Annotated in this window: 9 protein-coding genes; 2 read left to right on the forward strand and 7 right to left on the reverse strand. The window is 51.8% G+C overall.

Annotated elements, in window-relative coordinates; translation table 11 throughout:
- Positions 1–581 precede the first annotated feature (581 nt).
- Positions 582–1,826, forward strand: coding sequence for a DNA polymerase IV (locus L6H98_RS15260; protein ID WP_236416385.1), 1,245 nt, complete (start codon positions 582–584; stop codon positions 1,824–1,826).
- A complete protein-coding gene (locus L6H98_RS15265; protein WP_236416387.1) occupies positions 1,823–2,161 on the forward strand; it encodes a YolD-like family protein in 339 nt (112 codons plus the stop codon). The genes L6H98_RS15260 and L6H98_RS15265 overlap by 4 nt, the downstream gene beginning before the upstream one ends.
- A 369-nt stretch (positions 2,162–2,530) precedes the next feature.
- On the opposite strand, the gene glsA is transcribed toward L6H98_RS15265, so the two are convergent.
- The 7 genes from glsA to recG all read right to left on the reverse strand — a co-directional run bounded on the left by glsA (position 2,531) and on the right by recG (position 11,678).
- Positions 2,531–3,478: a glutaminase A gene (gene glsA, locus L6H98_RS15270; RefSeq protein ID WP_236416389.1), complete on the reverse strand. Its 948-nt coding sequence runs from the start codon at positions 3,476–3,478 to the stop codon at positions 2,531–2,533.
- 54 nt (positions 3,479–3,532) lie between these two features.
- Positions 3,533–4,021 carry a GNAT family N-acetyltransferase gene (locus L6H98_RS15275; protein WP_236416392.1) on the reverse strand — a complete coding sequence of 163 codons (489 nt, stop codon included), beginning with the start codon at positions 4,019–4,021 and terminating at the stop codon, positions 3,533–3,535.
- 209 nt (positions 4,022–4,230) lie between these two features.
- Positions 4,231–5,520: an OFA family MFS transporter gene (locus L6H98_RS15280; RefSeq protein ID WP_236416395.1), complete on the reverse strand. Its 1,290-nt coding sequence runs from the start codon at positions 5,518–5,520 to the stop codon at positions 4,231–4,233.
- Positions 5,521–5,646: 126 nt separating this feature from the next.
- Positions 5,647–6,579 (reverse strand): LytTR family DNA-binding domain-containing protein, encoded by a 933-nt coding sequence (locus L6H98_RS15285; protein WP_236416398.1) that lies wholly within the window; start codon positions 6,577–6,579, stop codon positions 5,647–5,649.
- Positions 6,580–6,602: 23 nt separating this feature from the next.
- Positions 6,603–8,240, reverse strand: a complete 1,638-nt coding sequence (locus tag L6H98_RS15290; protein WP_290371455.1) for a sensor histidine kinase — start codon at positions 8,238–8,240, stop codon at positions 6,603–6,605.
- Positions 8,241–9,230: 990 nt separating this feature from the next.
- Entirely contained in the window at positions 9,231–9,518 is a 288-nt protein-coding gene (locus L6H98_RS15295) for a stage VI sporulation protein F (protein ID WP_236416404.1), read from the reverse strand.
- Between the two features lie 111 nt (positions 9,519–9,629).
- Complete coding sequence (recG, locus tag L6H98_RS15300; RefSeq protein ID WP_236416407.1) at positions 9,630–11,678, reverse strand: ATP-dependent DNA helicase RecG; 2,049 nt, start codon at positions 11,676–11,678, stop codon at positions 9,630–9,632.

Here is an 11,678-nt window from a genome sequence, read left to right on the forward strand (position 1 = left end):
TTCAGCCGTGTCCCCCCCCGAGGATGTTATGTGTATGGCGGGTTGAAGCTGACGTCAATCTTGGACGCTTACCCCATTAAACGCCTGTCATGTTGTAAAGTTGCGCTTTATTTTTACAGTATTAACCATAAAGATTACAAAATTGATACTATAGTCCGATAACGCAGCAGCGGAAAACCGCATGGCATCAAGGTTTTCTGAAAAGAGCAGAAAATGAAAAAAAGGACATCAGTCCCCCTATGGGACCGTGTCCTTGATCATATTTCTTTACAAACATCAAAACGACCGCCCAGACATCGCCCAGAGGTCACAGATAGATAACATATAATGTAAAAACACACTTCTTATTCCCTATATTTCTCCGTTTTCGCTCTTCTGCCCATCCCCTTTCCCATTTGCAAATAATTCCGGTTGTCGCAAGAAGCATTCTCGGATATGCTTATAAAAAGAGAACACTTGTTCTATACTATGGATAAATGATCATATACTACACTGTTCGCACGTCTAAAGACGCCGCGATCCTGCAGGCCCGATGTTCATTCGGAATATCCTGCCCACCAATGGACAAAGGAGAGAATCGCATGGAACGCCAAAAGGGGCCTGTCATTATGCTGGCCGACTGCCAGTCATTTTATGCCAGCGTGGAGAAATCGGCACATCCCGAATATAAGGACCGTCCCCTGGTGGTAGCGGGTGACCCCGCCCGCCGTTCGGGCATCATTCTGGCAGCTTGCCCTCTCGCCAAGTCATACGGCATTACGACGGCCGAACGGCTGGGCGAAGCCTTGGCCAAGTGTCCGGACGTCGTCGTCATCCGCCCGCGGATGGCCGAATACATTCGGGTGTCGCTGCACATTACGAACATTCTGCAGTCCTATACCGACCTGGTCGAGCCCTACAGCATTGATGAACAGTTTCTGGATGTCACCGGAAGTCTGGACTTGTTCGGCGACCCGGAAACGATTGCCCGCAGCATTCAGGCACGGGTCATGGATGAGACGGGCGTACGGATTCGCATCGGCATCAGCGATACCAAGGTCGTGAGCAAGATGGCCTGCGACCTTTTCGCCAAAAAAATGCCTGGCGGCATCTGCACCCTGCCCCGGAAGGATATGCCGGCACTGTTATGGCCTAAACCCGTCCGGGACATGTTCATGGTTGGCTCCCGAATGGCAAAGCATCTGTACAACATGGGCATTCATACGATTGGCGACCTCGCGCAGACCCCTTTGCCCCGGCTGAGGGAACGCTGGGGAGTGAACGGCGAGGTGCTCTGGCGCATTGCCCGCGGCATCGACGATTCGCCCGTAAGGCCAGGAACCTATGCCCATCAGCAGCAAGGGATCGGCCACCAAATGACGCTGCCCCGGGACTACGATACTTGGGCGGATATTAAGGTCGTGCTGCTGGAATTAGCCGAACTGGTATGCAGGCGTGCCCGGGACAAAGCGCTCATGGGGCAGGTTGTGTCGGTCGGCTGCCGGGGGCATGATTTCGATCGGCCCACCGGTTTCTCCCGCCAAATGAAGGTGGGGGAGCCCACCAACATCACGGACGAAGTCTATGATGCTGCGGCCGCACTCTTCTTGCGCCACTGGGACGGTCTGCCCATCCGCCGCATCGGCGTATCCTTGACAGGTCTTATGTCGGATGCCGAAGTACAGCTCTCCTGGTTCGATGGACGGGATCGCAAGCGGGAACTGGAACGGGCCACGGACGGCATCAAACGCAAATTCGGGGACACCGCCATCATGCGTGCTTCCTCGCTGAATGCATCCGGGCAGGCTCAGGATCGTGCCCACAAAATCGGAGGTCATTACAAATGAGCAAAAAATTACAGCATAACGGGTTATTCGAATCTTCGCGCATGATGCTTCCCGAACATCGGGAGGCCTATATTTTGCATCAGGAGCGCCTTGCTCCCCGCAGCCGTCCTTCCCTCGATATGCAGGCGGCCGAGGAAATGTCGCGTTTGCTTAGCAGTTCCATGGTGCTGGGGGACCGAATCACGATCACCTTGTTCCACGAATACGACGATGTGCGCGTGACCGGTCAGGTCGTTCGTTTGGACCGTCCCGCACGTACGCTCCGCATGCAGACGGAAGACGGGATGCGTGATGTGCAGATGAATCTCATTACGGATGTTGCTCTGGCGGACTAGACGCATCACTCTCTCCAGAATCATGAAACGTGTTCTTGCCTTGGAGAAGATGGGCCCGTAGGTACATGGGCTTGGCTCGACCCTTGATCCGGAAACCGGATGCGGTCATCGAGAAGGTGCGGTCAAACGAGGAATGAAACAGGCCGGGTTACGGGTCGCGATGTAATGATGGCAGTAACTGCAATATATAAGAAGCCTGATGCCCGGCTTGCAGGACCGTGTGCCTAGCATGCCAAACCTTTGATGTGTCGCAGCCTGCTCCCTGCACCGGCATCCATCGCTCGTTCGAAAGAAGCAATTTGGTCCGTGACGGTTTTGCAGGCTGCCACCAAGGGTAATGATAAAGTTACGGCTTCAGCTCGGCTTCAATCAGAACATGCTCCACTGAAATTCCTTCGACAAACGTTCCAACAAATGTACGCCCGCGATGCTGTTGCCCTTCCGGTTCAGTGCAGGACCTACCAGGCCGATGCCGAATTGCCCCGGAACCAGGGTCAGAATGCCTCCGGACACCCCGCTTTTGGCCGGCAATCCGACCTGAATCGCAAATTCGCCGGACGCGTTGTACATGCCGCAGGTGGTCATGAACGTTTTGGCAATTTGCACATAACGGCGCGGAATCAGTTCTTCCCCGCTAATGGGATCGGTTCCGTCATAAGCAAGCACCAGCGCCATGCGGGCCAAATCCGTACAGGTTACCTCAATCGAGCAGTGGCGGAAATACACGGCCAGCACATCTTCCACATCGTCCTTAAGCACGCCGTTATGCTTCAGGAAGTAGGCGAGCGACCGGTTCAGATGTCCGGTTTCCGACTCGGATTGAAATACGGCTTCGTCGTAGCCCAGCCGGTCGTTATGCGCCAATTTCCGAAAAAAATCCAAAATGCGCTGCGATTTTTCCGTTTTGCAATCCCCGGCGACGAGAGAAGACACGGTAATGGCACCGGCGTTAATCAGCGGATTAAACGGAATGCCGGGTTCGACCAGCTCCAGCTTGATCATCGAATTGTAGTCATCTCCGGTAGGTTCCATGCCCACATTGAAAAAGACGGCCTCTTCTCCATGGTCCATCAAGGCCAGAATCAAGGTAAACACTTTGGAAATGCTCTGCATCGTAAACGTCACGCCGCAATCTCCTGCCGACACGCTCCGGCCCTCGGCGTCCATGATATGAATGCCCAGACCGTCAGGCGAAGCCTTGGCCAACTCGGGGATATACGAGGCGACTTTCCCTTGTCCTGTATGCAAGCGGCTGGTCTCCAACCATTCCGGCAAGAGCAGATTCAAGCGTTCCATCGTTGTGTTGCTCACTTCCATCTCCTCCAACTCCTTCTGATGTCTATGTATCACGCCCTAGATCTGGTGTAATCTCTATCTTTGGCGTGTCAAATCCAATTCCAATATTTCACCCGGGAGACCCTCGTAATCGCCCACCCACACTGAAGCAAACTGCTGTTTCGTCAAAATACGGCGCGAAGCTGCATTCGAAGGATCAATAATGGCGTATAATACGCCAATTTGCCTATATTCTAAGGCAGCCTGCTCAATCAGGCGTGCAGCAATTTTGGTGCCATACCCTTTTCCCCAGTGCTCCGGCAAAATCATGTAACCCAACTCGGCCCGTGCCGGATCGGTTGCATCCGGAATCAGTTTCGCATAACCAACAGCGACTCCGGCAGTATCCATTACCCGATAATATCCGCCAATATGCCCGGCATTATAATCAAGCATCTGCGCGAACTGCGTTCGGGCTTCGGGTTCGGGCGTCGTGCACTCCGTGATCTGTTTCATGACTTCCATATTGGAGACAAGCGCGTAATAGTCATCGAAATGGGATGCGGCATATTTGACGAACTTCATTTATGTCCTCCTTTTGTACAGACACAAACCCGTACTGCGATGATGTAGATAGAGTATATCAGATGCCATATCATCCGTGCACGCCCGGAGAAAAGAAATTGGATACGGCATGCAAAACAGGCGGCCTCATGCGAAGCCGCCTGTTTTCTTTCATACGATCTATATCTGTTTGACTCTATTTTGCCGGATCGATGATTTGGATAGTATCTTCAACTCGCCCGGGAAGAAGGATTAAAGCTCATTTTCCGTTCGCGTTGTCTCATACGGCGGCTTTGGCCCGGAGGCGTAACGATCAGCGCAAGCAGCAGCGAGATGGCGCAAAGTACGGCAATGACGATAAACGTCAGATGAAATCCGCCCAGCATGGCGCTAATGAACGACCCGGCCAGTGCGCCAAAACCAAACCCCTGGTAGATGACGCCGTAGTTTTTGCTTTGATTCTTCAGCCCGAAGTAATCAGCCACAATGGCTGGGAAGACGGTGATGTTTCCGCCGAAACAGAAGGCCACCGCTGCCACGCAGGCAAAGAAGATGCCAAAGTTCAATGGAACCAGGCTTAACGTCATAACGGCGATGGCCGTCACGAGCAAAGCACCGGCAATGACTTTCATGCGCCCCACTTTGTCCGAAAGCGCCCCCAAAATAATGCGTCCAGCGGTATTAAAAATCGCGACCATCGCGACCGCATTCGCCGCAGTAGCCACGTCCAGCCCGGCCAATTGTACGCCAATGTCTTTGACGATGCCGATCAGGTACAGGCCGCTCATGCAAGCCGTGAAAAAGATGACGAACAACATGTACGCTTCTTTCGTACGCAGCATTTCTTTCACCGTATATTGATGGCGCGCATTCACCTGTGCCGTTCCTTGGGCCGTGTCGGCAGAACCCTGCTCACGCATAACGGCTTCCCGAATCAGGAACGAACCTGCCACGATCAGCACCAAAACGATGATTCCCCAATACATGAATGCCTGCGCGGGACCAACCGAACCGATCAGCGCCGAGTTCACGTATTTGAAGAGCAAACTTCCCGTGCCGAAAGCACCCACCGAGATTCCCGAAATGAGTCCTTTGTGCTCGGGAAACCATTTGATCAGATTGGACAGCGACGTAATGTAGGCCGTACCGTCGGCGAAACCGACCACGAAACCGGCCAAAATATAAAGCAGGGTCAACGAGCTCGCTTGCGAGCTAAGCATAAGTCCCAGCCCAAGCACTACCCCGGCGATGCGGATAAGTCGTCTCAATCCCATTCGTTCCTGCAGTCTGCCGGCAAACAAGGTTGCGAATGCCAACGCAAAACTGGTGATCGAAAACGTAATCGCAACCGAGCTGACATCCCAGCCGAAGCGATCGGCCAGCGGTTGGTTGAATAAACTCCAAGTGTATATGGTTCCCAGTCCCATCTGTACAATGATGGTGCCAAGCACGATGAGCCACCGGTTCACGTTGATTGTTGTAGTGTCGGATTTAGCTCCGGATGAAATTGCCGCATTCATGATGATCTCCCCTTTATGGACGTCTGCTTCGCTGAATACCTTTCCTTTACAAACCCATCATACATGAAAGGGGATTCATAACGTCCATTTCGGCATGAGTTGCATCAAATGCGGAATGAATTGCCGTCAAATACGCATGAGCTGCCTGAATTCTTTGACCTTTCCGCGGCTGACCGGAACTTCGGCCTCCAGATCCCGCAAGCGAAGCAGGTACGTATTGTTGAACCAGGGCACGATTTCGCGAATCTGGGACAGATTGACCAAATACGAGCGATGGCACCGGAAGAACATTTCCTGAGGCAAACGTGCGTGAAAATCCGAAATGCTGACAGGCATCGTGTACTCCCCGCTTTTGGCATACACCTTCGTGACCTTCTCTTGCGCTTCCGCATAATAAATGTCCGCCGGATCCGTGACGATGATGTTGTCATTGCGCAGCAAATTGATTTTGCCGCTTGTTACGCTCGTGCCTTGTACAGCAGCGGAATGCGTTCCAGTTCCAGCATGCTTTTCTCCGGAACTCGTTCCCCCTTCCCCCACATGTCCGCCGATGCTAGGGTGCTCCATGTTTGGCTGTCCTTTAACAGCCTTCATTGGGACAGCATGTACATTCGAGGCCGTTTGACTCGCGATTTGTGCATATCCGGATTCCACGGTTTCCGAGGTTTTTGTACCCGCGCCTAGTTCTGCATGGTCCCGTCGAAAAGCAGCCTCTAATTTCTTCAACATGGCAGCAATCCGCTTCTCATCATACGGTTTCAGAATATAATCAAAGGCCTCCAGCTCAAAGGCTTCTGCCGCATGCTCCTTATATGCCGTGGTAAATACGATGTAGGGCTTTCGGGCAAACATGCCGATGTGGTGGGCCAACATCATGCCATCCAGGGACGGAATGTTGATATCGAGGAAAATGACATCCACTTCCTGCTCCTGCAAAAATTTCAGCACATCCAGCCCATCCTCCAAGCAGTCTACCACTTCAATAGCGCTATGCGCGCGAATCAGGTAATTCAGTTCCTCGCTAGCCGGAATTTCATCTTCTACAATGAGTGCTCTCATGTTCCGTTTCACCTCTTCAGCCATTATCTTTTCGGTACATCAAAACGAATTTCCGTCCCTTGCTCAAGCCGCCGGATCGTCAGCCCTTGTCCATACATCAGTTTCACGCGCCGGTGCACGTTGTATAACCCGATCTGATTGCCAGGCATACGGTCATGGTACACCTTGTCGATAATATCCTCGCTGATGCCTGCGCCCGTATCGCTAACGCTGATCCGCACCGCGTCCGGCTGTTCCCGCACCTGAATGCATACCGTCCCAGGACCTTTCGTTTTGAGTATGCCGTGAATGATCGCGTTTTCGACCAATGGCTGGATGACCAAGCTTGGAATGTGCACGGCCACCTCGTCAATATCGTAGATCACCCGCAGCCTGCTGCCAAAACGTGCCTTTTCGATCTCCACATAGTTCCGGACCTGTTCCAGCTCCTTGTGAATGTCGATCAGTTCATCCGATAACTCCAAATTGTATCGCATGTAACCGGAAAGATTAACGATCAACTCGCGCGCCCGATCCGGGTTCGTGCGAATCGAGGAACCGATCGCATTGAGCGCATTGAACAGGAAATGCGGATGGATCGTCGTCTGGAGCGCGCGCAGCTCCGCTTTGTTCGCGGCAGCCTTCATCTCTTCGACCCGGGATACCTCCATCTGGGTGGAGATGATCTGGGACAAACCTACCGCCATCGTTTGCAGCGGGTATGTGATTTTGTACGCTTTGCGGTAATAGAGCTTGAGCGCCCCCGTCACTTCCCCGCGCTCCTTCAGCGGTATGATGAGCAGCGAATGGATGTCCGGCGTTTTCTCGTCGGTGACATCATTGCTGATCGTAATCTCGCCGCTCGCAATCGTGCGTTTCGTCATTTCGCTGATGATTTCGTTGCCGATATGGTACCGTTCCTCGCCAAATCCGACATAAGCAAGCACATTCCTCGTATCCGTAATGGCTACGGCATCTGCCTGAATGTCGTCCCGAATGATGCGGCAGATCGTGCGCAGCGAATCTTCGTCGATGGAGCGGAAATAGGGCAGCGTTTTGTTGGCGATCTCCAGTGCCAGCTTGGCCTGGCGGGCTGCGATCATTTCTTTTTCCCCTTCCACGCTCTGCACCAGCAGCACGATCAATCCGATGTTGATTTCACCCAGAATCATCGGCAGCGCAATCTTCGATACGATATCAGCCCCCACAGGATCCGGATAGGAATATAACAAAATAAGCAGCATCGTCAGCGCTTCACAAATCATGCCGGCCGCAATGCCGACCAGCCAGCGTTTGGACTTGGGTGTGTATTTATGAATATAGCCCGACACCCATCCAGCGAGGATGCTCGTAATCAAGCATGGAATGGCTGTCACGCCATTCATGTCGATCAGATAACGATGCACTCCAGATACAAGTCCTGTAATAATCCCTACTGGCGCGCCGAACAATATCCCTCCAGACATGATCGCGATAATGCGAACATTCACAAGCGAACCTTCCACATTGATGCCCGTATACGTACCAAAGATGGCAAATGCGCAAAACAGAAGAGTAACCACCGTCACTTCCTGCCACCGCAGCTTGTCCTTCTGCAAAATTTGCCTGAACCGCGGCACCCGCGACAGAAAGAACAAAAAGATGATCAGCAGCGCCGCCCGCTCGAACAACCCAAGCAGCATCGTAAATATTTCGCCCAACGGCGCACCTCCTTCAAGTCCGAAACAAAAATCATAACATTGATATTATAACCCAAACGTCAATCGACGTACGTTTCATGGAAGCAGGACCTACAAAAAACAAAGACGGCCATCTCAAAAATGGCCGCCCACCTATTACATCCTATCTTATCGATGAAATGCATTTTTAAAAGAAGTTTTTTGTTACACCAAACGGAGAGGACAGAAAAAACCTGGAGAAGCGAAGCGCTCGCCTAAAAGCTTTCTAAAAGAAAGCTGCATCGGAAGCATAGGCTTAGCAACAAATCCTAACCTTTAATCATACTCCAGTTCGATATAAGCCATTTTAAAAATAGTCCACGTTTACGCGTAACGGAGAATGCAGAACCAATCTGGAGAAGAGCAGCGTTCGCCTTTAGCAACGAATTTCTACCATAATCAAATTTTAAATCAGAAGAAATCCGGGGATAACAGCGATCGGAAGATGGTACTGCAGTCGGAGTGGCCACACGTCAACCTAACGCCAATCACGTATGTTTCATCGAAGCAGGACCTACAAAAAAACAAAGACGGCCATCTCAAAAATGGCCGCCCCCTATTACATCCTATCTTATCGATGAAATGCATTTTTAAAAGAAGTTTCTTTTGTTACAACGGAGAGGACAGAAAAAACCTGGAGAAGCGCAGCGCTCGCCTAAAAGCTTTCTAAAAGAAAGCTGCATCGGAAGCATGCTTAGCAACAAATCCTAACCTTTAATCATACTCCAGTTCGATATAAGCCATTTTAAAAATAGTCCACGTTTACGCGTAACGGAGAATGCAGAACCAATCTGGAGAAGCGCAGCGTTCGCCTTTAGCAACGAATTTCTACCATAATCAAATTTTAAATCAGAAGAAATCCGGGGATAACAGCGATCGAAAGATGGTACTGCAGTCGGAGTGGCCACACGTCAACCTAGCCTCATTTTTAACCCATGCTTTAATTCGATCCCCTCACCTAAACATGCCCCACAGCTTAATCAAATGAAACGTATTGTTCGGATCGATCTTCTGGGCAATGACGAAATTGACGAACTGCTCCTCTTGCGCCGGCGAAAAATGCTCGTTCATGATAAGCGCCGACGACTTGATCAGCCTGCGGACCTTCGCCCGGTCCTGGAGATCCGTCTTGGTCACACCTTCAATCAGCTTTTTGACCCGCTCTTTGATGGCAGGATTTTTCATTTTCAATTTGACCCGCTCCACCAGCTGCGGACTGATTCCATATTGTTGATAACCCAACGTCCATAGCACCTCCCGAAGTTTGAATCACTGTCTATACTTATGACGGGAGGGCTTGTACAGTTGACCCTTTTCAGAAGAACATGTGTAAAACGTTTGGTACGGTCATGCTTAGTCGATCAGATCCCCCTGAAATACTTGCTGTTGCTGTAAATAGTCGCGGAGCGGGGCATACTGGGCAGAGGTCCAAAAGCCGGGATCGGCAATCAGATTGGAAACATCGTCCCGGGTTTGCTCCAATACGGCGAAATCGGCAACCATGTCCGCCAGCCGAAACTCCGGCATGCCGCTTTGCTTGGTTCCGAAAAAATCACCCGGCCCGCGCAAATCGAGATCCCGCCGCGACACCTCGAAACCGTCATCGGTTTCGGTCATCACCTTCATGCGTTCCTGCCCTACCTCGGATTTGGGATCGGCAATCAACACGCAAAAGGAAGCATGGACGCCACGTCCTACCCGACCCCGCAGCTGATGCAGCTGGGACAAGCCAAAGCGGTCGGCATCCATGATGACCATCAGCGTGGCGTTCGGCACGTCGACGCCAACCTCGATGACCGTAGTGGAAACCAGCAAGTGCGTTTCATTGTCATAGAATGAGCGCATGACTTCTTCTTTTTCCGAAGCCGTCATTCGTCCATGGAGCAAACCCACCTTGTAGTTCGGAAAATGCTGCTGCATCTGCACATGCAAATCGATCGCGTTTTGCACGTCCAGCTTGTCCGACTCCTCGATGAGCGGGCAAATGAGATACGCCTGCCGACCCTGATCCACCTCGCGGGAAATAAATCCGAGCACCCGATCCATCTTGTCATGCTTGACCCAATACGTGGAGATTGGGATACGGCCTTTCGGGCGCTCGGAAATGGTCGATACGTCGATATCTCCGAACGCCGTAATCGCCAGCGTGCGCGGGATCGGCGTCGCAGTCATCGTCAGCACGTCCGGATTATACCCTTTACGCCGCAGAACGCTGCGCTGGTTCACCCCGAAACGATGCTGCTCATCCGTCACAACCAGTCCAAGCGCGCGGAAAAAAACGTCCTCCTGGATCAATGCGTGCGTCCCCACAACGATATCGATCAAGCCCATTTGCAGGGACGCGATCAGGTCCTTGCGTTTGCGTCCATTTACGCTGCCTGTCAGCAGCCCGACCGTCACGCCGAATGGTTCGAACATTTTCTGCAAAGACTTCATATGCTGCTCCGCCAAAATTTCCGTCGGCACCATCAGCGCCCCCTGAAAGCCGGAGCGAACCGTCGTATAAAGCGCGATGGCCGCAATAATGGTTTTGCCTGATCCTACATCCCCTTGAAGCAGCCGATTCATGGAATACGGGGAACGCATGTCGTGCAAAATCTCCAGCTCGACTTTTTTTTGCGCATCCGTCAATTCAAACGGCAGACTGCGCACGAACTCCCGGATCGTTGCATTGTCGGTCGTGTGTACAACCCCATCCATACGATCGCGGTTCAAAGCGCGATAGGCCTGCATCTTGAGCTGGAACAGGAACAGCTCCTCATAAACCATGCGCTGCCTGGCTTGTAGTCCATCCCTGTTATCCTGTGGATGATGGATGCCGGCTATCGCTTGTTTGCGCGGCATGAATCCGTATTTGCTCATCAACGAAGGTGGCAAAATTTCGGGAATCATGTCGCCGAATTGAACGAGCCCTTGATGAATCGTTTTGCGCATCCAAGATTGCGTAATTTTGCCGGTCACCGAATACACCGGCTGCAGCGTGCCGGAACGGCCCGTTCCCTTGTCCGGAAATTCCGAGTCCGCCACGGTCAGCTGCATTCGTTTCTGTTCCCATTTTCCCGTCAAAACGATTTCGCGGTTCGGCGTCAGCTGGTCTTTCAGGAAATGACGATTAAACCATGTTGCCGTTATCATCCATTCCTCTGTCATCACTTTACAGGTAAGACGAGACTTTTTGCCATACCGCTGCAGTACCGGCACACCCATCACTTTGCCTTGTACCGTTATTTTATCACCGTCTTTCACTTCACTGAGCGAGCGAAGGCGATAATCCTCGTATCGAAACGGATAATATTCAAGCAGGTCTTTGACAGTAGAGATGCCAAAGGCGTGAAGCTCTCCCTCTTTGAGAGCACTCACGCCGTTAATTTGTTTTACCGATATTTGATCCAAATTCATCAT

This window comes from Paenibacillus sp. JJ-223 (genome assembly GCF_927798175.1).
In the GTDB taxonomy this organism is placed as follows: Bacteria; Bacillota; Bacilli; order Paenibacillales; family Paenibacillaceae; genus Paenibacillus; species Paenibacillus hubeiensis.

Bases quoted from the DNA above. Each gene is read 5' to 3' on its own strand.
- L6H98_RS15275 (WP_236416392.1), bottom strand. From the start codon at position 4,021: ATGAAGTTCGTCAAATATGCCGCATCCCATTTCGATGACTATTACGCG.
- L6H98_RS15260 (WP_236416385.1), top strand. From the start codon at position 582: ATGGAACGCCAAAAGGGGCCTGTCATTATGCTGGCCGACTGCCAGTCA.
- L6H98_RS15280 (WP_236416395.1), bottom strand. From the start codon at position 5,520: ATGAATGCGGCAATTTCATCCGGAGCTAAATCCGACACTACAACAATC.
- glsA (WP_236416389.1), bottom strand. From the start codon at position 3,478: ATGGAAGTGAGCAACACAACGATGGAACGCTTGAATCTGCTCTTGCCG.
- recG (WP_236416407.1), bottom strand. From the start codon at position 11,678: ATGATGAATTTGGATCAAATATCGGTAAAACAAATTAACGGCGTGAGT.
- L6H98_RS15265 (WP_236416387.1), top strand. From the start codon at position 1,823: ATGAGCAAAAAATTACAGCATAACGGGTTATTCGAATCTTCGCGCATG.
- L6H98_RS15285 (WP_236416398.1), bottom strand. From the start codon at position 6,579: ATGAGAGCACTCATTGTAGAAGATGAAATTCCGGCTAGCGAGGAACTG.
- L6H98_RS15290 (WP_290371455.1), bottom strand. From the start codon at position 8,240: ATGCTGCTTGGGTTGTTCGAGCGGGCGGCGCTGCTGATCATCTTTTTG.